The following is a 20,241-nucleotide window of genomic DNA, read 5'->3' as shown; positions in this document are numbered from 1 at the left end:
TAATGCTTGCGTTCAAATCTCTATCCAGCTTTAATCCGCAAGAGCAGATAAATAATCTGTCTTTCAGTTTCATATCGGTTTTGATTTGTCCACAACTATAACAAGTTTTTGATGATGGAAACCATCTGTCAGCTTCAACAAATTCAATTCCATATTTTTCACATTTGTAGTGAATTTGCCTTTTGAATTCATATAGCTTTTGCCCGGCTACCGCCTTCGCCAGATGTTTATTTTTCATCATACCTTTTACATTTAAATGTTCCATTACAATACGAGATGGCTTGGTTTTCACAATCTCATTAGGACATTGATGTAAATGATTTGTTCGAATCGCCTTTCGCTTCCATTCTTCTTAGCGTTACAACATTTACACCAACATGTTTAGCAAATTTCCCAATGGACATTCATTCCATGCGTACCACCTCTCTTTCACTATGATAAAATCACTTTACCCTGTTTAGAGAGGTTGTTAACATTTTTTATATTTGTATATATTTTTCTTGTTCACACTAAGGCGCAACCCTTAATGCAGTCTTTCTCTCACGAGTAGACCTCTTATGCTTTCACATAAGCGCAGACTATATCTTCATCTTATCTTCTGATAAGAGCCACATTTTTCTTCCGCCATTCGCTTGCGGTTTTACTCTCCCTCAAGGAGATAGTCGTTGAACGTCCTCCTTGTCTCATTAGAGATTTAGGAGTTTCGCTGCTAAACATCCATTGTCAAAGCACTTAGCGCCACCGTTTTCCGTTGTCACGATGATCCTTTACGGACACTGAGTGATTTTTTTCAGCTTATGCCATACTTGTTGTTTTTTCTGCTTTCGCACCGTTACGTCTGCCGTTTCCAGCTCCGTTTTGGTCACAAGGCTTTAGGAGTTAAAAGCAATTAACGTGGAGTTCGCACCAATCGCTTGATACGAAGGGTATTCTGTTATCAATCTATGTTTCTATACAGGTTTGTATAGTTTGGTTTAAATTTGTTGTAACAGTTTAGTTACCCATGAAGTCGGCATAGCCGTTGGAAAACAAGTGTTAACTGGCATACCGCCGTTCTGTTGTTGCATAAACCAAATATAATCTGCTGGCAATTTATAGCCAAGTTCCTCTTCTATAGAAGCAATCATTTCAGTAGTGGGGGATACTTCTACATAATTTTTATCCGCATAATCGCTTTTTTCCCAAAATTGACTGAAATCACGCTCATGAAAAGGGACAAGCTTGATATCATCTAGCGCTTCCACTGACTTTTTCATAATATTCCGACAGGCTACTATATACTCTTCAGTTCTAGTATCAAACTGTAATTCCTTCGCTTTTTCAAATGCAGCCAGCGCTTCTTGCCATCTCTGGATATAGAAATAAGCATAGCCAACACGCCAATGCCAATCCGCATCTTGTTGCCCCTGTTTTTTAACTGTGCATAACTGGGACAACGCTTCATGATAACGCCCTAAATTATTAAGCGCACGACCATAATGACCTACTATTTCGTAATCTCGCTCTGACTTAGACAATTGTTCAATCGCTTCTACAATTTTGTCATGTTGATTTTCCTCATACCATTTTTCTAACATATTCAATAATTTTTTTGGCATAATCCCACTCCCTCTCAATCATCTTGTAATTCAGCTAAACAAGTATCTTGTAACTCTTGTGATGTTTGGTTAACAATAATGTCTTCCTCATGAATCACAATATCAATCAACTCTTTTGCTTCCTTTAAAGAACATCCTGATAAGTCTATCAATTCTTTCATAAAAGGCAGATAATAACGTTTTGCAAATTTTTCTCTATATTTATCAGAATCTATTGTTGTGTTGCCAATCGGATAAAACATACTTTCACTTCCTTAGATATTAGCTCTAAAGTGAACCGTTTGCTGTAAGTGCGTTTCATTGTCATAAATAGATGATATTAAGTATTCGTAGTAATCATCTTTGCTATCTTCAACAAGAGTTAGATCTACATTGTACAACCTAACTCTTGTTCCTACACAAATCTTTTCTTCATCTCAAATGTTAATTAAAGGAATCCATTTAGATGTTTCTATCGTGACACCTGTAGCCATTTATTGATTAATTCTACCAAAACTTAAAATTTAGACCAAACGCAAACTATTATAAGTATCTGTCATTTCAAATACATATGATGTTGATAAAAAGAACCTTATAGTTTCGTCGACTTTGCCTATAAAAACTACCAGTACAGTGGTTGTTGAGTATCCCAGAAGATCCAACGGTACGATTCACGTATTGAACTTGTGCCAATCTCATATGGACTTGGCTCTGTACTAGTCAAATCAAGTACATGGAGCGTTCCATTGTATGTACCGACAAGCAATATTGTCTCGTCAGAGTTTAATGCCATACCACTGATTGTCCCAGATACGAAGTAACGCCAAAGTTCATTCCCCTCAAAATCAATCATTCGCAAATATCCATATGCGTCACCCATAATATTGCCCCCTTGCACTGCAACACCGGCATATACACGCATACTATCATCTATTGAAGGGGGTTCTTCATTATTGTACTGTTCAAGATCATGAAGTGAAATACCTAGCGTAGATCCATTGTAAAAATGACATGCATTGAACCAAACATGCTCATCATTGGCACTGAACAAGCTGTAATGCGGATAACTCGACATCGGTTCAAATGAGTGCATAACATACTTTTCTATATCTAGTAACAAATGCTCGCTGCCTTGACTTCCATAAGCCAGCCATCTGCCGCTTCGCGAAACAGCTCCATGTGCCATCGCTAAACTTGCTGTCAAGTCATCATCTTCTCTTGTCCACTCCCGTATATTTTCCACTGTCGGGTGCAACAAGATGGCACCTGTTTTCTCAATCAAATAGATACCATCATGCGACACCACCAATAACTTCGTGCCATCAGCAAATGGAATGACATCTGCGTTTCGATAGCTTTCTGGCTGTAAGGTCTCTATGTCGGGGTAATTTTCGCGCAATTGGTCGATGATTGTCGCCCATGTGTATGTAGCCAGCAGAGAGCCGTTCAACTCTCGATCAGGCTCGCGTACGATACGAACTCCTTGCTCATCCATCAAAGCAATGTCGCGTCCATCCGCAGAACAACTTGCCGCATGTACATGCTCGATACGGTTTGCCTCCTGTTTATCCATCAAATAGACAGTGCGTGATAAATCTTCATTTTGCGCTGCAACAAGTAATGCACCATCACGTAGAAACGCAATTGGATAAACAGCTCGCATCTGTTGGCTGTGCGTTTCCTGAAATGGCCAAGAAGCAGCTGGAAACTGTTCACGGAGCGTTTCCAGTTCCTTTGTTCTATTCGCCTGTTTAATAAACTTGTACACTTGCGAAGCTAATTGTCCACGTGAATCTTCAGACGGCTCCTCTCCTGGTGCCTCCCAGTTGTTTTCTAATCCTCTGCGCACGTAGGCATTAATCTCACTTGCATAACGTAACCCCTCTTCTCGCCATTTCTGGGATAATTGTAAAGTATCATTTGTCATTGTAGTAGTCTCCTTGTTAATTAACTAATCTGATCATGTTTTACGGTTTCTTCATTATTCTGAAAGCATCCTAACCGAATCCAACTAACCTGCTAATGACTATCACATTATAATCGGAGTCAGATGCCCCAGTGCTAAGGAGCATAAGCTTTATTCTTCTGGAATATTTTCATATAGAAAGATGCCCCTCGGAAATAGGGATTGCCTTCGAACTTGCTTTCAAAGTTCAATCGTGTCAATGTGTTTAACAGGTTGTATAGTTGGTTCAATAATTGAACGATATTTCTCGAATTCTTGTGGGAACGTAATGTCATAAAACGAGCTCCTCGATTCAAGTTAAGTCTATTTTAGAACAAACGTTCCTGTTCGGGCTAGTCTAAAATACAAAAGGAGATGTCTGAAAAACTCTTTTGAGACATCTCCTTTGCGACGAGGATAGTGACAATTTGCTGCTGACGCTTCGCTTTCGCGTAAAAAGCATCTCCTCCTGCAATTATTCGTCGTAGAAAACATCTATTGTAACTACCGCAATAGCGGTGTTTTCCTGTACCGAAAGGACAGTGAAAGGTACAATGGTTCTTGGCGAATATTTTAGATACATGAATAAGGCTCCTTTTCTAAAAGACACAAGATTCCATTTCGCGTCCATTACTCAGGTCAAGAGCCCATAGTCGCAATGCGGCAAACGCTACACCCCAACCATCACTGACATGCACACATTCTTTCTCTAAATCAAGCCACAAATTATGGCTAGATTGCCGGATATCACTGCGCGCCCAGCGGATTGAAACATCTGCAGGCACGGTTTTTCTCATGAAAAAGGACTCTCTTCAACATTGGGTAAATCACCTCGTTCGTAACTTTCCTTCATTTCAAGAACAAAACTGTTAACTTGGCCCGTCACAAGGAAGCCAACAATCAGCCTTACATCATCGGATGCATAGGCGGCTAGGTCAGAGTGACTAGTCTGTCCAATGATTGTTTCGTAAATTTGCTTACTAGCACGATTCTGAAGCATCTCTATCTTCTTTCGATCCGCTACCAACATACTGTCAATGATAGCTGTCAGGTCGCCATGTGCAGCCATCCATTGTGAATCAAACAGATCGGCATCCCGCTGATCCAGGTACTGATCAATGACATCAGGATCGCCATATTTCGGATTGACTTCATAGGTGGACAACAAATCGATCCAAGCAGTAGTAGGATTAATATCTAACAATGGAATCCTCCTCTTTCTTAATTGTTCAGCAACTCGAAGGTGGTGAACAAATCTGATTTTTTATCAAAAGCAATTGCGATTTTAACTATCTCGGAGCTCTTTTGCTCTCGATTTAAGTAATGCTCTGATTTCATCTATTTTCATCTAAAACATGACAGCTAATAAAAATGACATATTAGCTAGCATTTCCTCAACATTGCACTTCCTACTTTACTGAGAAGTCTTGCTCTTTAAAGAACTAAGGAAAGCTAACCAATTAATAATCTTCCATCCAACCTAGTAATTTTTCTAGCATTTCTTGGATTGGCGCTGATTCTTTTTCAATACGCTGTGCTAGATCCTCCATACTACCAAAAATTTGATATAATACATAGCTACGTTGGTAATCTTCTTTGTTCTCCAGTTGATGTATTAATTCAGCTAGCAATTCCAGTTCATCAACGTGAATTCCTTTTAACTGCTCGAGCTCCCCCTCATTTGCGCTAAGTAAAATGTCAATCAGCACAGGCATCTGTTCCACTGATAGGTCGTGCATGTTAAGAAAAGCTTCTGCATAGTTATTTTGTACAAGCTGGTGCTCTGAATCAACAAGTGACATATAGCTTTGCACAAGGGGAAAATAAGCATCGCTAAAAAGCCCTAGACCAAATACAGCATATGTTCCAGGCATAGCGGATAGCTCGCTAGGCTCCACGTCCTCATACCATGCATATTCCTCCATTGCCACTTTTGCATAGTCGGCAATCAATGGGAACAGGTTTGGATACGCTAGGCAATTTGCAAAAAATTGATGCAGCTCCGTTTTCGCAAGGCCTTGAATCGGTAAATAGTTTTCTTCCTGACTCTCTAACTGTAAGCTATAGCCCTTGACAAAGCCCGCTTGTAACAAATCGATGATGTAATGCAACGCTTCACGATAGGTTTCTTCTTCCTCAACAATGATGTGAATTGAAATGAATTTTCGAATATCATTGGCTGCTCCTTGAAAGCGCGCACTTTTCCTTCTATGTTCAAAATGATCACTGCCATTTTGTAAATAATCCTCCGCCTCTTGTGAACCAAGTTGCTGCGCCAATTCAAGATATTGCTTACGTGTATCAGGTTCTTTAGATCCGATTTGTAATGCAATATAAACAAAGAACTCTAGCTCCTTCTGCTTAGGTCTAGCCGCTGAGTTTAGTATCCATTTCGTTTCATATTCTCCTGTCTCCTCAAAATAAACCGATAAAATATACTCCTCTGCCCAATCTTTAAATGCCGATGTATAATCATATTTCCACTGGTTTAAGCGTTCTTCATTCCCGCTATACTTCTCCAATAACCGTTGCATTATTGGTTCGATATCAGCTACGCGCTGATGGAAAAAATGAGGATTGACTAGGCAACGAGCAAAGAAAAATCCATCTTTCTTAGCAGGACATACAGGTAAATCAGCCATCACTTTTGTTTCAATAAAAGTAGCTAACGTTTGTTTCGCTAATGTGAATTTGTCGTTATTTAGTAGCTCTTTTTGATAGCATATCTCACGCCCATCATGCTCAAATTCCAAAATAAGTTGAAGGCGATAATCAAAAAGCTTCGCATGATATTCATCGGATTGGAAAACCGTATCCATTTTGGCACATAAAGCGGAAAATAATTCTTCTATTTGGTTGATGTCTGTAATTTCTTGCATGTAATCGCCCGCTGCTACTTTATAAGCATCATCATGCCAACTAAATGGTTCGTATGTATAAATAGAAATCGTTCCATAATGAGGGGTTCCCCATTGTAATTTATTCAATTTTTCTGATGTCCATTTCACCTTTACATAATGTTTCACTCCTATATGGAGTCTGCTCCAGTCCTTCGTATTACTAATTCGGTCGTTTTCCTGCTGATAAAATCGCTCTAACTGCTGCCATACATCCACCAAAAACTGTTCTATATACTGTGACAAATTCATTTCCCCCCATTTGATTGTTTTGTTCTATCAGTAGTTGATTTCGAGTCACAAAAAGGACAATCGTGATTTCTTAATTTTCAAACTAGTACCTAATTTTTTGCACCAAAACCACGACTATCCTTGTTCGTATATTTCAATACCCATCAATTCATCACTAGACGGCAAAGTCAGTGCCCCCTTGGATCGCTATGACTTCTTTTACAAATGCCAACCGTTCCATCTCTTTTCTGTCAATTACTTTTAATGTTGATGAACTAAATCAACGAGTGTTCCTTTCGTTCGGTGTATGTTTTTTTCTTCTATTGTCATGACACGAGCTCCTTCAATATTTCCTCAAAACGTTCGCGATATGGCGATAAAATCCGCATAAATTTCGGGTTGGTGAAGTCATTCAAATGGACAATCGCAAAGCATGTATACAGTAATGATCCTACATCTAGATCTTTGTATTCTTCCATACGTTCATTTTGTTCAGGTGAAATCACGGGACAAAGCTCGATAAAGGGCGTTGTCATATATTTTTCAAGCCATTGTAAATTTTCATCCGTATTCATCGCCTGTTCAAAGAAAGGTTCGTATGGAACAGTTGGCACAGTTGCGACAATGTAAGCAAAGATTGGCAATGTTTCAGGTGTTAACCCCCACCTTTCCACATAGGCTTTCGCAAAATATTCAGTCGGTGGTGAATGATCAGCATCGCATATTTCCATATAGTCGATAATGAGCTTGCTATAACTTTTATTGTATAAACCAAGGCCAAAAACGGCAAACGTGCTTGGCATTGCCGCTTCCTCATCCGGAACATCCTCGTAAAAATGATACTCAGCCATCGCTTTGTAGCTATATTCCACTAGCGCAGCATGTAGGTTTGGATAGCTCAACACCTTTGCAAAAAAATGATGGGAAGGTGTGACAGGTAAACGCTCAATTGGCAGCACTAGATCACTTTCCCCTTCATAGGAAATGCTATAGCTTTTCGGGAAATCCTCCTCCAATAAAGCATTTAAATAGAGCATGGCTTCACGGTACGCTTCCTCTGTTTCTTCTTTAATATGAATCAAGATGGTAGCCAGCACATCATTTGCATAACAATAAATAAGGTTGGATTCAGCTCGGCATTTATTTATTGGTAAAGTGCCAGAACCAACTATAAGTAAATGGTTATATGTTTCAATGTCTAATTCCTTAATCGTTCGCAATATTTCCTCAACAGTTAACGATTCAAAGCTTGCACCGTATTTTCTTAAAGTGATTGCGTAGTAGCGAAGTAATGGCATATAGCTCAAAGATTGTTGTTTTTGCGTGAAGCGAGAAAGGCAGTAGCGTTGTGTTTCAAAGCCAAGCTCTTGGCGAAATACGTCTAATAATATAAGTTGTTGATAGTGGCAAAGCACCTCCGTTAATGCGAAGGCATCTAGTGAAAAAGAAGGCGTAATAATACTAGCAGGATAGCTTCCTTCGTCAAGTTTATATTGCTTTGCTAGTAGCTCTTGTTCAAGCTGTAGCCATAACGCTTCGTTTTCTGTAAATTGTTTTACTTTCATCCGAATACCTCCTTTTATCAGCAAAATGGGCATATTTTATATTGATGGTCATATGGATCTGTAATTTCATCATCTACATGACTAATGCCTAGCCAAACATGCACTTTCGACACCATGAATAACACCCTATCCTCTTCCATTTCTACAATTCTAGTAGTTTCAATAACATTGCAAAATGGCCCATACTTTATCAAAGGCTTTATTTTTACAATCTTGCTCGCGAATCCAGAAATATAGTCTACCACTGTCGCCCCACATATAACCGAGATCATCTTCGGAATCAAGCTGTAATAGCAGTTGCCAATCTTTTACGTTAGGTTCTAACTCCTTGCGCAAAGGATGCTCGTAGCCTGTGGAATCGCCACAATACAAACCGTTCGTCACTAACTCGCATTGTAAGTACATATCACCTTGAATCGTATTAGGATATCCATCAATGCGATGTGCTGTATGTTCTGTTTCATCTCTCCATAAGAAGTCACCGTAAGCATCTGCCTGTTCTTCCGTTAAAAGAACTGTTAGTTTTTGACCATCAGGCGATTCCCATGACGGCAATGTCCATTCGTTTTTAAAGGATAGCACTGCGCTCTTAATAGACTCCTTTATAGTTGTGGGTTGTTCCGTTCGTTGAAAATTCACTTGCGTAAAGTAGAAAACATGAAAGCCATCTTCATCATTTGGATCATAACCCCAAGGCTGTTCCACTGCATCATAGAAAAAGGATAAAAGCCCCTCTGCAGGCAGTAAATGATTCGAATCAAAAGGCTTTACCTCCGCTAAATTTAACTGGCAAAGAAAATAGAGTGGTTGCCCATTCTTTGTTTGTGGCCACACAAAATCTGTCGGTGTATCAGGTGCTCCCCCTATTTTAGAATGACCTATTCGAATTTCTTCATCCGCAGTTGGCGTCGCTATAGCGCGAATAGAATTTTTAGCGAATTGTAAAATTTGCTCAGTGGCTTCTTCAAGCTCAAAATCAAGTAATGCTGAGCGTAATTTTTCCATATTCGTAGCTCCTTTCTCTATTACCATTCATGTACTTACTTGAAATAATCCTGTGCCAACAAGAAATCATTGTACTTTTACTCAACCATTCTTTTAGCTAGAGTTGTTACACTAGTCCGTCCTGAACAGCCAATTAACAAGGATTATCGCAAGCTGGAAATCGATGCTTTACCGTTTATGCAGATGCTTGAAAATGTCTCCTTCTAATCTATAAAACAAGCATATTTCGCTAATGAAACAAATATTCTCCATGAAATTTTGGTCATTTCTCCGCACTAACTTGTGTAGTATCTCTGGTACATTTTCTCCAGAGCCATGCTCAACTTGCTCCATATTTCACCAATGTAGATTAATCAAAATCGGAATACAGAATGTATTGCTGACATTCTAAGCATTGAAATAGATAACCTTGATGCGAGCCATTATTACGCAAAGTAGCGGCTAGCTCTTCTTTGGTATGACCATTAAAATGTACAAACTCCTCCGTAATGCCCATCTCCACCAGCTCTTGCCAGCCAACATAACCAATAAATGCGCAATAATCCGTGCAATGTGCTATCCAATCATTTCCTTGCCAACTAATATAGCCAGGTGTGCGATGCAACACTTCATCTGTATAGTCGTCATTCTTCACAAGCTCGGAATTTAATAAATCTTGCTGAAATTGACCATCAAATTTTTGCGCAGCCAGCCCACTATGAATACAGTTTGGACAAAGATATTCAACCTCTTCAATCGCATAAATGCCTTTTGTACAATAAATGCCCACTTCTTGCTCACATCAGTCGCAAACAACTAAATCACCCGTTTTAAAAATATTCGCTTGTATTGGATTCGGCATATATTTAAATGTTGGTAATGGTATTTTCATCTCTGCTTCCTCCTGAATGACACGTGGCAATAATGGCTTTACATTTTGCGGATTGTCAATCCAATATTTAATCGAGCCGTATTTTCTCTGATCTTTTTTATTGCGTAAATCCATGACGGATGTAAAAATTTTGTATGCCTCGTCATACATTTGCAACATGCAGAAAATTTCGACGAGCATGCGCAAATTTACCTCTGTTGGCTCCGCTTTTTGAATTTGCTCCCTTAGCTTATGCATAGCGTTAATTGCTTTGGCATTCTTTGCGTCAAACGACTTTCTTTGCTCTTGCCATTGGGCAATAAGATTTTCTGTCATTTCTTATCCACCTTTCTACATACGATGTAATGATTTAGAAAATCTCCCCCTCACCACTCACATCAAAAAAACCGACTCCATGTTTTTTTGCAAGCTCCTTCATCGTATGATATGCTTCATCCGCTACAGACCAGGCAAAAGCTGTGTAAATCATGGCATAGCCAATACTATATTCAGTTAAACGACTCTCTAACTCGTCATCTTCATCCGCATCCAATAATTCCTCATCCACCAGATTAATATTGGGGAATTGTTCTACCATATCCTGATACCATTTTTGTAATGCTGGTGTTGTAACTGTTATTGTTACGTAGTCATGTGGTTCAGCCCATTTTGTTTGTTCATCATACCATTGCAAAAATGTTTCTTTATTGTTTGGAGCTTGCTCTTTATCAAAGACCATTAAATCATAACTCATTGTTTTCACCCTCCACAAAAAAGAATATATGTTCTGTTTTTTATTCTAGCATATTAGCATTTTTTTGAAAACACAGGAAAAATCAAGATAAAAACACTGCATTTCCAGCTGGAGATGCAGTGGAAAACGAGTCGTAAACAAACAAAAACAGAAGTGAAAGAATATACCTTCTACGTTTGTTCTACTCATATAGTAAACATCGAGGGGCATGCACACGACACAGTATGAGTATAGAGAACATCACAGAAATTGTATTACGAGCATTCAAGCGCAAATAGCACTCCTCGATAATATGACCACCGTCATCAAGGAAATTAATAAACACTACTCTTTTTAATATGCTTGAGCAAACCAAACTGTATGTTTCGCTTCATTTCCACAGCAAATACAAGTCGTTTTCGTAGTTGGTGGGTTAAATGGAATGTTACGAGAAGTATATTTTGTCTCTTCTTTCACTTTTTCCTCGCAGGCATCATCTCCACACCATCCAGCAAGAACCCACCCAGGAATAGATCCGTTTTCCTTGGAAATGTTAATATGTTGCTGTAAATCTTTCAGTGTATCAATATTTGTATGGGCGTTTTCATCACGGAATTTACGTGCTTTTTCGAATAAACGACTTTGCATCGTTGTTAGTTCTTCTTCTATTGCCACAACAATGTCGTTCAGGTCAATGGATTGCTTGTCATCTTCATCTCGTGCTTTTAACAATGCCTGGTTTTTCTCTAAGTCACGTGGTCCTAATTCAACACGAACTGGTACACCTTTTAATTCCCATTCATTAAATTTGAAGCCTGGTGATTGGTCGGAGTCATCAAGACGTACTCGAATTCCCTTCTTCTTAAGAATTGCAAAGATGTCATCTAGTTTCTCCATAATTTCAGGGTTCTTTTTCCATGGACCTACAGGGATTAAGACAACTTGGGTCGGTGCAATTCGTGGCGGCAAAATTAGACCCTGCTCATCACCATGAACCATAATTACTGAACCAATTAAACGTGTAGAAGTCCCCCAGGATGTTGTGTGTACATATTCATGCTGATTAGCTTTATTTAAATATTTAATATCAAATGCTTCAGCGAACTTTGTACCTAAATAGTGAGAGGTACCAGCTTGTACGGCCTTGCCATTTTTCATCATTGCTTCAATAGAAAATGTATCGACCGCCCCTGCAAAACGTTCTGAAGGTGTTTTTTGTCCATCATAGACAGGAATGGCAAGTAAACCTTCTACTACCTCCTTATAGATAGCCAACATTTGCATTGTTTCTTTTCGTGCATCCTCTTCATCAATATGTGCTGTATGACCCTCCTGCCACAAAAATTCAGATGTTCGAATGAATGGGAGTGTTTTCTTCTCCCAACGAAAAACATTTGCCCATTGGTTAATTAAGACCGGCAAATCACGGTAACTTTTGATCCAATTCGAATAGAGATGGCCAATCATCGTTTCAGAAGTTGGACGAAGTGCTAAACGTTCTTCTAATTTCTCGCCTGCTGCCTCCGTTACCCAAGGAAGCTCAGGTGAGAAACCTTCGATATGATCTTTTTCTTTTTGGAAGAAGGATTCAGGAATTAACATAGGGAAATAAGCGTTGCGATGACCTGTTTCTTTAAAACGACGGTCCATCTCTTCTTGAATATGTTCCCAAATTTCATAGCCGTCTGGTTTAAATGCGATACAGCCGCGAACTGGTGTATAATCCATTAAGTCTGCCTTTTGGATTGTCTCGATGTACCATTTTGAAAAATTATTTTGTTGTGTTGTCATTTTCTCTCCTCCATTTCTGTAACTTTACCTACTGAAAAAATAAAAAGCACAAAGCTGTCCTCTAAATAAGGACGTCTTTGTGCCGACTAAACGTGGTACCACCTTGAATTTAGTTTTAAGAAAACCTTAAAACCCTCTAACGTTTTGTAACGAAAACGACTCGGTTATGTTTGCATAACATCTCCGTGGTAGGTTTCAGATAAGAAGCGGTGATATAGCTCTCAGCAATTGCTATATTCTCTGTTTCACTATTCTTACTTACTTGGCCACATCAACAATTTATATTTTATATAACTTTAGCAAAACAGTTAAATAATTTCAAATATTAAAACGATTATTTTTCGGGAAATATCAGAAAATTGACGTTACTTCCTAGTGACCAAATTGCTTCTAACTAGCAAAAAAATCACTGTCTCTGAAAAAAGAAATATAGTAAAAGTCGCTACTCCTTTGCTCTTTCTGTATTCGTTGTAAAGTTGCTTTTCATAATAAAATAACCATAAACACTTAGAGGATCTTGTCCTAAATTTAGGTCAAGATCCTCCATATTGTCTACATGTAACTTTCTACTATCAGTTTCGTAAAGTCCTTTACCGATAATGGCTTACTGAAATAATAGCCCTGTACGTACTCGCAGCCATGTTCACGCAGCACATTTAATTCTGCCTCTTCCTCGACACCTTCAGCCACTACTTGCAGATTTAAGGCATGCGCCAGTGAGATCATAGCTGAAATCATAGCAATGCCTGATTTTTCAGGCACAATATCACGGACGAATGCACGATCGATTTTCAAAACATCTACCGGGAAAGTTTTTAAATAATTTAACGATGAATAACCAGTACCGAAATCATCTAATGAAATCGTAATACCAAGTGCCCTTAATTGCTTGATTGTATTAATTAAGTCCTCCGTATAATCCAGCATACTCATTTCTGTTATTTCGATTTCTAAAAACTGCGGATCAATTTTTGTTTCTGCAATAACTTCATGTACCATTTCGACAAAGCCTGTTGTACTAATATGAATCGGAGAAATGTTAACGGCAACACGTAAGTTTATATTATGTACTTCATTCCAAGTGCGTACCTGGGCAGATGCTTTTCTTAACACCCAAACCCCTATATCATTAATGAGCCCACATTGCTCAGCAAATGGAATAAAGCGATCTGGTGGCATATGACCTAGTTCAGGGTCATGCCAGCGAAGTAATGCCTCCATGCCAATCACTGTATTCGTTTTTAAATTGATTTTTGGTTGATAATGTAATTCTAAAATATCTTTTTTTAACGCTTGATGTAACTTTGTTTCGAGTAATAACCATTTATCGTTGATTTCCTCCATATTTGGACGATATAAGCGATATTGATTACCACGTGAAGATTTTGCAGCATACATGGCGATATCTGCATTTTTCAATAATTCCTCAGGAGAGTTCGCATGATCTGGGAAAATACTAATTCCAATACTAATACTTGCGTAAAATTCATACGAATCAACAACAAAACTCTCATTAAAGACACTGATTATTTCCTCAGCCTTGTCCTCAATATAGTCAACGTCGTTTAGTATAATAACAAATTCATCACTGTTGTGGCGGTAAATAGAATTTGATGTATAATCAACGTTGCGTAGACGATTCGCCATTTCTACTAAGAACATATCCCCGATGATATGACCAAGTCCATCGTTAATGTTTTTAAAACGATTTACATCAATGAAAAATAACGCAAACTTCTCTCCTGTACGTCGAGATTGATGGAATTCATTTTCTAAACGTTGTTCTAACTTACGACGATTGGGTAGTCCTGTTAATTCATCATGATAAGCAATATGAGTTATCTTTTTTATATCCTTTTGTGCGGTAATATCGACCCTTATAGCAATATATTGATACGGTTTACCATTGTCATCAAGAAAAGGAAAAATCGTTGTCTTCACCCAGTAAAGGCTGCCATCCTTCGCTCGATTACACACCTCGCCATTCCACATTTCACCCTTGCCTATAGTTTTCCACATCTCTCTAAAGAAGGATCTTGGATGGAAACCTGAATTGAGTAAACGGTGATCCTGCCCTAATAATTCTTCACGGGTGTATTTAGATATTTTGCAAAAATGATCATTAACAAACGTAATTTTCCCAGTTCGATCTGTAATTGCTACAATGATTGAACTATTCATTACTGAAAAAATATCTTGTAATTCTTTCAGACTATAGTTAACTTGATTGATACTATCAGGCGTGATATTCATCATTTTCATTCTCCGTTCATTAGAAGGGTTTAGTACTTTTGTTTTATATTTCTACGAGGTATAAAGTTATGGGATATCGCCCTTTTTTATGTAATTATATTATAGTCTTAGAAAAGCAGTTAATTCAACCTAAATATCAAAACATTCAAATCTATGTTTGATGGTTTTCAATAAAATAGCCCCTAATAATAAGGTCTTTTAACTTACTTGATACGATAGTTTTTGATTACTTTAATTACCTTAGTGCTATTCATATGTTATTTTTAACCTAGTTACTTTAGAATATATGAATCTTCTGTAATTTTACTACACTTGAATAATTTCTTCATTTATGATATGAATCAAAAATGCCTTACTGTCACATATAGACAGTAAAGCATTTTATAAGCTAAGAGACTTCATATTGTATTTGACCTCCCAATGTTTTAGCTCTTTCATTGTAGGCATCTAGTTGTTCCTGAGATAAGTTTAAAATATAATAGTGAAAATTTATTGGCTCTAAACCATGTTTCTCGCACACTTGTCGATAAAAATCATAGCCTTCTCGATAATCTGTCATACTAATATCTTCCTTTCAATTGTGCAGTTTCGTTATAATATTCTAATTGTACTTGTGATAATTGAGTGACATATCTTGTTATATAACAGTATTATATTTTCGTTAATAATATATAACAGATAGTATGCTGTGTCAATAAATTTTCTGATATTTCTTTCAAATATACGAAAGCCCAGTCCATTTAAATTAGTATGGCTGGGCTTTTCATAAAATATTCACGTCGGCTTCCGTAATAACCACATCCTTTAATGACAAACCATTAAATTCCTAATTGTTTGGCTTGCATATTATAAGCTGAAAGTTGTTGCTGTGATAACTGTAGCAAATAGTAGCGGAATGAAATTGGTTCAAGACCATAACGCTCACACATCTCACAATAAAATTCATAACCATCACGATACTTTGACATTAGAATTCCTCCTCAAACTAAACTGTTTTATAACAGTTAGTTTTATTTTTATTTAATATATAACAGATGGTTTGTTTCGTCAAGCATTAATTAGGGTACCGTCAGTGGACGCAATTATGCCGAGGCATAATTGATAAGTTCTTCCAATAAAAAAAGCTGCTAGATATAAGCAACTTTTTTATCTATGTCCCTATCTTCTTTTCTATCTACGAATATCAATCCACAAACGATCCTTCGCATTCATGTCGTCAGTAGTACCAGATCCACCGTAACGGAAAGCATCTAGGAAGATTGAATCCAGTTTATCCTCGTCTACAAAATAACCTAAGTTAATTTTCATCGTTTGTCCGGGTAGGATATTGTCAATATAGTAAAAGGCTTTTCCCTTTCCATGAGGTGCTAGATAATCAACCTCGCCCGTCATAAGACTTTTTTCGTCAATTTCATTTTCTCTAGCATAGTTCCATCCATTATTTTCAAATTTAAGCACTTGTATGGTTGGATTCATACAGATTTCTTCTATTGCCTGTTTACCAATATTTTTAACTGTTGTTGTCAGGTAGACAAATTTAGGATTAACTAATTTTGACTCTACTAGTTCGTAAACGGAATCACTACCGTTTCCAACTTTATATACATCTCGGCTATACGGTATCAATTTCTTTTTCTGATCTAAAGCCTTATACTTGCTTAAGCTTCCTAGGCCAAATTCATTAAAGTTATCTTGTTTAAAATCTTTGATTGAATCAAAGACTTCAACTTTTTCTATAACAAATTCAAGGTTGTCTAAACTGCTTATTTGATCTATGGTTACTGGAACCTTTTCACCTACACTAAATAGTTGTTTGCTGTCTTTTTTCAAAGGAATAACGCTAAATTCTGTTGGTTCAGTCTCTTCACTATAGAGAGAATCATCTGCTATAAATGATGCCATTTCTTTTGATGTGGGCTCAAGCGAAATGTTCTCCATGACCTTCATCATCAGTTCTTCATTTACATCATTTCCAATAGTACCTTCGACCATAATTCCCTCTTCTTCAAATAAAAGATAGACCTGTCTGTCAAACGTTAAACTTTTGTTTCTAGTGTCTTTATTGACAATCACTGCTTTCTTACCATTTATCTCTTTTTCTTCATAGCTTTTTGAGTACAGAGTTTGAAAATTGGAATCTTTGCCTACTCTCCAAAGATAGAATGAAAACCCACCCTTTGCGTAGTAATCTTTAAATGAATATTTCATAGGAGCGTTTTCGATTTCTACCATATTTTCCGGTAAATAATTTACTTTTAATTTATACCAATTGTTCTTCTTTTTTGAGGCATTATTTGACACTGAGACATTTACTTCATAATTTTGTTTTTGGACAATCATATCATAGACCTTAACTGCGCCAAAAGCTGTTGTTGGTATGCCAATCATTAAGCATGCAGCGGCGATTAAAATGCGATTCTTTTTACGTTTTTGCTGTGGCGGTTTACTTTTCATCTTAATTTCCTCAATAAATAATTTCTTTTTGTGCGTGTAAGTATCTGAAAATTTGTGTTGTTCATCTAGTTTATCAAAATCGTCTAAAGCGATTTTTTCAGCAAGGTCATACATATTTTTGGAGTTCTTTGAATTCGTCATTTTCTATACCTCCTATAATATTCTGTACTCGTTTTCGAGCGCGTTCGAATTGCTTACGGACATTTACTTCAGTAATCCCCATTACCTCTGAAATTTCCTGATAAGATAAGTTATAGAAGACTTTGTACTTAAAAACCTGTCTGTAAGAGTCATTTAACTCTGTTAGCAATGTATCAATTTGAAGCTCAGACATTAAACGTTGTTCCCACTCTTCAATATTTTCATCTACTACTTCCGGTGACTCTCTTTGATACTCTTCCAAAAATAATTTATGTCGTTTATTTTTCCGGTAACTATCAATCGTTTTGTTTTTCGCAATTCTCAATATGTAGCGTTTAAGTTCTTGAGTGTTCAAACTGCAGTTCTTTTCCATATTCTGATAGAGAGTAATAAACGTCTCTTGAACTATATCTTCAGCCTGTTGAATATTATGTAAAATAGAATAGGCCAAATAATAAACTTTTTGTTCATACAATTCGTATAGTTCTTCCATCTTTTCATAATCCTTATTTGTAACTTTCATGTAATTCCTCCTCTCACTGTAAATAACGAATGGGCGCTAAACTTTGTGACACTTTTCCCAACTATTAGAAAACCAATCGTCAAAAGGATAGTAGATGATGAAATTTTTCTATAAAATGTCACGGTTTTTAGTTAAATCTTTATTTTACGACACAACAAAAGCCATTGTTTTGAAAAAAGATGGATCAAAACAATGGCTCTAGTCATTATAGAATATTAAAGTCTTTCGGGAAGTAACGCTACCTTTACCTTTAGTTTTATATTTACTGGAGCCTCTTCGTCTTCTGTAACGTAAGATATGACATAAGCTCCTTCGGGAAATCCGTCAAAAACCTTATTAAAACTTTCGTTACTTTTTAAAACACCATTTACAACTTTTGTTTCTTTATCTACATTTCGAATTTTGTATACAAAGCTTTTTGTACCAGTATTTGATACGGATATTTTGAATGGTACATCTCCATCATAAGTAAATATGATTTACTTTCACCTATTGGAGCCGCTATCTCTTCATCAATTTCAATTGGGAAAGACGTCCGTACTGATTCTTCGTCAGTGATATCCTCAACAACTGGTTCACTTTTTACAACCTCTGATGTTACTTTCGAAGCTTGTACTTCTGTTTTAGTTAAAAATGTATTACACCCTGATAAGAGTACAATAAACGTACATATACAAGTTAATTTATAAAACTTCATAACTTATCCTATCTAAAAATAGTAAATAATGATAATTATACCATAAAGCGCACAAAAAGAAGGAAAGGCTCTTTGTCCTTTCCTTCTTACTATACATCTATATGCTGATTCAAGAAATTGGATTTACCATATATTTTTTAATAATCGGATTATCATTCTAGGGATAAATAATAAAATGTTCCAGATTATTTCTAATGCGATTGAATTTTTAATTTCTATTATAATTTTTTTAACATAATATCGTATTTTTCTTTTTTTAACATAATGTCGTATTTTTCTTTTTTTCATTCATTGTTTTCCGTTTCTAGCTTAGTCTATTAGAGCTCAACTTTGATGAGTGTTTTGATTTCTTTTATTTGTTCAATATGTCGTTGTTCATGAAAATATATTTGTTCTACCCATTGATCAAGGGGTAATTCCCCAATTGCAGGATGTTTAAAGGATTTTTCTGCTAATATTGATGGATCTTTAATTGTATTAAGGAAAGCTGTTAATTTTTCTCTCGAATTGTCAAGTAAGTCAATGATTTGCTGAACTGTGAAAAAGTCTTCAACTGGTTCAACAATTTTGGGTGCTGTAATTTTCTTTGTTCTATCTACAATAAGTTGAACATTTTTACGTTCCGTTTGCTTATTATCTTCTTGTTTTAATCCCCATGCAATCGCTTTTACTGAGGATTCCTCCACTAAAACTAAGTGATGGCAAACTTGGGCAATACTCCAACTGTTTGCATCAGGTTTAGCATTCAATCGAGTATCGCTTAATAATTTAATTTCCTCTAATAAGTTATTTCTTGTTTCATATAAATGATCATTTATTAACTGATTCATGTGATCTCTCCTCCACCTATTTTTTTATTACCTTTTTGTATATGTTTTATATGATGTGAATTATTCTTTTACCCGTTTTTGCAGATTGTTGAACTGTATCTAACAAGCGATGCAATTTGACAGCATCATTAAAATCCGGAATTTGCTTTGTACACTTAAATATATCTTTTGCCAATATCGTATAAGCTTGATTCACATAGCCAATAGAGCCATTATTTATTTCTGATGGAATATTTACTTCTTCATATAAAACATCTATAAAGTTTTGCAAATTATTTGGATGTATCATTTTTTCAATGATAAGGTTACCAAATTGGACATGGCCATAAGAATTTTTCTGTGTTAATCGAAATGCTCCCTTTTCTCCTCTAATTTCTAATTGAAAAGCAGGATGAACTCCACCTTGGATATGTACAGATGCTGAAGTACCACCAACTAGCGTCCCGTGTATTAATATTTGGTCAGCCGTGTTTTTTTCTGTTGTCTTGCCTGTTTCTTGTACGAGCGCTTCAGTAAAATGGACATTCATTGTAGCTGACAATTCTTTAAAATCACCTAAAATATAGCAGAGGACATCTAAAGAGTGCCCACCGTTAATGGAAAGAAGGGTCGCACCATTATTTTCGTGTAAAAGATAACGGCTTTTTTCATCTGTTATTCCCCCTCGTATATTAGTAGTAAGAGCTCTTTCCGATAGAATTTCCAGTTGATCCGGACAACTGGGGAATCTGTTGGATTTCCTATAGGAG

The 20,241-nt window shown here is 36.8% G+C and carries 20 protein-coding genes, 2 pseudogenes and 1 other annotated feature; all 22 genes and pseudogenes read right to left on the bottom strand.

What is annotated here, in order from left to right:
• Positions 1-331: pseudogene (locus ABH966_RS25845) on the bottom strand (RNA-guided endonuclease InsQ/TnpB family protein); the annotation flags it as partial.
• A pseudogene (locus ABH966_RS25840) lies at positions 330-404 on the bottom strand (IS607 family transposase); the annotation flags it as partial. The pseudogenes ABH966_RS25840 and ABH966_RS25845, both read right to left, overlap by 2 nt.
• 570 nt (positions 405-974) lie before the next feature.
• Positions 975-1,598, bottom strand: coding sequence for an SMI1/KNR4 family protein (locus tag ABH966_RS25835; protein ID WP_370083452.1), 624 nt, complete (start codon positions 1,596-1,598; stop codon positions 975-977).
• A gap of 14 nt (positions 1,599-1,612) precedes the next feature.
• Positions 1,613-1,840: a hypothetical protein gene (locus ABH966_RS25830; protein WP_370083451.1), complete on the bottom strand. Its 228-nt coding sequence runs from the start codon at positions 1,838-1,840 to the stop codon at positions 1,613-1,615.
• A gap of 359 nt (positions 1,841-2,199) precedes the next feature.
• A complete protein-coding gene (locus ABH966_RS25825) occupies positions 2,200-3,504 on the bottom strand; it encodes a PQQ-binding-like beta-propeller repeat protein (protein ID WP_370083450.1) in 1,305 nt (434 codons plus the stop codon).
• A 617-nt stretch (positions 3,505-4,121) separates the two neighbouring features.
• On the bottom strand, positions 4,122-4,319 hold the full coding sequence (locus ABH966_RS25820) for a hypothetical protein (protein ID WP_370083449.1): 198 nt from the start codon (positions 4,317-4,319) through the stop codon (positions 4,122-4,124).
• The gene (locus ABH966_RS25815; RefSeq protein ID WP_370083448.1) at positions 4,316-4,726 is read right to left on the bottom strand and encodes a hypothetical protein; all 411 of its coding nucleotides are present in this window, start codon (positions 4,724-4,726) and stop codon (positions 4,316-4,318) included. Before ABH966_RS25815 ends, ABH966_RS25820 begins: the two co-directional genes overlap by 4 nt.
• A 256-nt stretch (positions 4,727-4,982) precedes the next feature.
• Positions 4,983-6,665, bottom strand: coding sequence for a DUF6138 family protein (locus ABH966_RS25810; RefSeq protein WP_370083447.1), 1,683 nt, complete (start codon positions 6,663-6,665; stop codon positions 4,983-4,985).
• A 311-nt stretch (positions 6,666-6,976) separates the two neighbouring features.
• Positions 6,977-8,215 carry a DUF6138 family protein gene (locus tag ABH966_RS25805; RefSeq protein WP_370083446.1) on the bottom strand — a complete coding sequence of 413 codons (1,239 nt, stop codon included), beginning with the start codon at positions 8,213-8,215 and terminating at the stop codon, positions 6,977-6,979.
• Between the two features lie 159 nt (positions 8,216-8,374).
• Positions 8,375-9,220: a YwqG family protein gene (locus ABH966_RS25800; RefSeq protein ID WP_370083445.1), complete on the bottom strand. Its 846-nt coding sequence runs from the start codon at positions 9,218-9,220 to the stop codon at positions 8,375-8,377.
• A gap of 349 nt (positions 9,221-9,569) precedes the next feature.
• Positions 9,570-9,989, bottom strand: a complete 420-nt coding sequence (locus ABH966_RS25795) for a CbrC family protein (RefSeq protein WP_370083444.1) — start codon at positions 9,987-9,989, stop codon at positions 9,570-9,572.
• A 12-nt stretch (positions 9,990-10,001) separates the two neighbouring features.
• Complete coding sequence (locus tag ABH966_RS25790; protein ID WP_370083443.1) at positions 10,002-10,406, bottom strand: hypothetical protein; 405 nt, start codon at positions 10,404-10,406, stop codon at positions 10,002-10,004.
• A 34-nt stretch (positions 10,407-10,440) separates the two neighbouring features.
• On the bottom strand, positions 10,441-10,824 hold the full coding sequence (locus tag ABH966_RS25785) for a hypothetical protein (protein ID WP_370083442.1): 384 nt from the start codon (positions 10,822-10,824) through the stop codon (positions 10,441-10,443).
• A 333-nt stretch (positions 10,825-11,157) separates the two neighbouring features.
• Positions 11,158-12,594 (bottom strand): proline--tRNA ligase, encoded by a 1,437-nt coding sequence (gene proS, locus ABH966_RS25780; RefSeq protein WP_370083441.1) that lies wholly within the window; start codon positions 12,592-12,594, stop codon positions 11,158-11,160.
• 64 nt (positions 12,595-12,658) lie between these two features.
• Positions 12,659-12,878, bottom strand: a binding site (T-box leader).
• A gap of 268 nt (positions 12,879-13,146) precedes the next feature.
• A complete protein-coding gene (locus ABH966_RS25775) occupies positions 13,147-14,850 on the bottom strand; it encodes a putative bifunctional diguanylate cyclase/phosphodiesterase (protein ID WP_370083440.1) in 1,704 nt (567 codons plus the stop codon).
• Positions 14,851-15,235: 385 nt separating this feature from the next.
• Positions 15,236-15,406: a transcriptional regulator gene (locus ABH966_RS25770; RefSeq protein ID WP_370083439.1), complete on the bottom strand. Its 171-nt coding sequence runs from the start codon at positions 15,404-15,406 to the stop codon at positions 15,236-15,238.
• Between the two features lie 259 nt (positions 15,407-15,665).
• The gene (locus ABH966_RS25765; RefSeq protein ID WP_049665318.1) at positions 15,666-15,815 is read right to left on the bottom strand and encodes a hypothetical protein; all 150 of its coding nucleotides are present in this window, start codon (positions 15,813-15,815) and stop codon (positions 15,666-15,668) included.
• A 202-nt stretch (positions 15,816-16,017) separates the two neighbouring features.
• Positions 16,018-17,442 carry an anti-sigma factor gene (locus tag ABH966_RS25760; protein WP_370083438.1) on the bottom strand — a complete coding sequence of 475 codons (1,425 nt, stop codon included), beginning with the start codon at positions 17,440-17,442 and terminating at the stop codon, positions 16,018-16,020.
• A complete protein-coding gene (locus ABH966_RS25755; RefSeq protein ID WP_370083437.1) occupies positions 17,408-17,965 on the bottom strand; it encodes an RNA polymerase sigma factor in 558 nt (185 codons plus the stop codon). Before ABH966_RS25755 ends, ABH966_RS25760 begins: the two co-directional genes overlap by 35 nt.
• A 388-nt stretch (positions 17,966-18,353) precedes the next feature.
• Positions 18,354-18,662, bottom strand: a complete 309-nt coding sequence (locus ABH966_RS25750) for a hypothetical protein (RefSeq protein ID WP_370083436.1) — start codon at positions 18,660-18,662, stop codon at positions 18,354-18,356.
• A 317-nt stretch (positions 18,663-18,979) separates the two neighbouring features.
• Complete coding sequence (locus tag ABH966_RS25745) at positions 18,980-19,492, bottom strand: DinB family protein (RefSeq protein WP_370083435.1); 513 nt, start codon at positions 19,490-19,492, stop codon at positions 18,980-18,982.
• Between the two features lie 46 nt (positions 19,493-19,538).
• Positions 19,539-20,241: Gfo/Idh/MocA family protein (locus ABH966_RS25740; protein ID WP_370083434.1), on the bottom strand; the 703-nt coding region annotated here is incomplete at its 5' end.

Source organism: Lysinibacillus sp. RC46 (genome assembly GCF_041262385.1).
Lineage (GTDB): Bacteria > Bacillota > Bacilli > Bacillales_A > Planococcaceae > Lysinibacillus.
Note: the sequence above shows the minus strand (reverse complement) of the source record. Positions and strands in the feature narration are given on the sequence as shown.

Excerpts from the sequence above, each read along its gene's own strand:
- ABH966_RS25835 (WP_370083452.1), bottom strand. The coding sequence starts at position 1,598 with ATGCCAAAAAAATTATTGAATATGTTAGAAAAATGGTATGAGGAAAAT.
- ABH966_RS25830 (WP_370083451.1), bottom strand. The coding sequence starts at position 1,840 with ATGTTTTATCCGATTGGCAACACAACAATAGATTCTGATAAATATAGA.
- ABH966_RS25825 (WP_370083450.1), bottom strand. The coding sequence starts at position 3,504 with ATGACAAATGATACTTTACAATTATCCCAGAAATGGCGAGAAGAGGGG.
- ABH966_RS25820 (WP_370083449.1), bottom strand. The coding sequence starts at position 4,319 with ATGAGAAAAACCGTGCCTGCAGATGTTTCAATCCGCTGGGCGCGCAGT.
- ABH966_RS25805 (WP_370083446.1), bottom strand. The coding sequence starts at position 8,215 with ATGAAAGTAAAACAATTTACAGAAAACGAAGCGTTATGGCTACAGCTT.
- ABH966_RS25800 (WP_370083445.1), bottom strand. The coding sequence starts at position 9,220 with ATGGAAAAATTACGCTCAGCATTACTTGATTTTGAGCTTGAAGAAGCC.
- ABH966_RS25790 (WP_370083443.1), bottom strand. The coding sequence starts at position 10,406 with ATGACAGAAAATCTTATTGCCCAATGGCAAGAGCAAAGAAAGTCGTTT.
- ABH966_RS25785 (WP_370083442.1), bottom strand. The coding sequence starts at position 10,824 with ATGAGTTATGATTTAATGGTCTTTGATAAAGAGCAAGCTCCAAACAAT.
- proS (WP_370083441.1), bottom strand. The coding sequence starts at position 12,594 with ATGACAACACAACAAAATAATTTTTCAAAATGGTACATCGAGACAATC.
- ABH966_RS25775 (WP_370083440.1), bottom strand. The coding sequence starts at position 14,850 with ATGATGAATATCACGCCTGATAGTATCAATCAAGTTAACTATAGTCTG.
- ABH966_RS25770 (WP_370083439.1), bottom strand. The coding sequence starts at position 15,406 with ATGACAGATTATCGAGAAGGCTATGATTTTTATCGACAAGTGTGCGAG.
- ABH966_RS25765 (WP_049665318.1), bottom strand. The coding sequence starts at position 15,815 with ATGTCAAAGTATCGTGATGGTTATGAATTTTATTGTGAGATGTGTGAG.
- ABH966_RS25760 (WP_370083438.1), bottom strand. The coding sequence starts at position 17,442 with ATGACGAATTCAAAGAACTCCAAAAATATGTATGACCTTGCTGAAAAA.
- ABH966_RS25755 (WP_370083437.1), bottom strand. The coding sequence starts at position 17,965 with ATGAAAGTTACAAATAAGGATTATGAAAAGATGGAAGAACTATACGAA.
- ABH966_RS25750 (WP_370083436.1), bottom strand. The coding sequence starts at position 18,662 with ATGAAGTTTTATAAATTAACTTGTATATGTACGTTTATTGTACTCTTA.
- ABH966_RS25745 (WP_370083435.1), bottom strand. The coding sequence starts at position 19,492 with ATGAATCAGTTAATAAATGATCATTTATATGAAACAAGAAATAACTTA.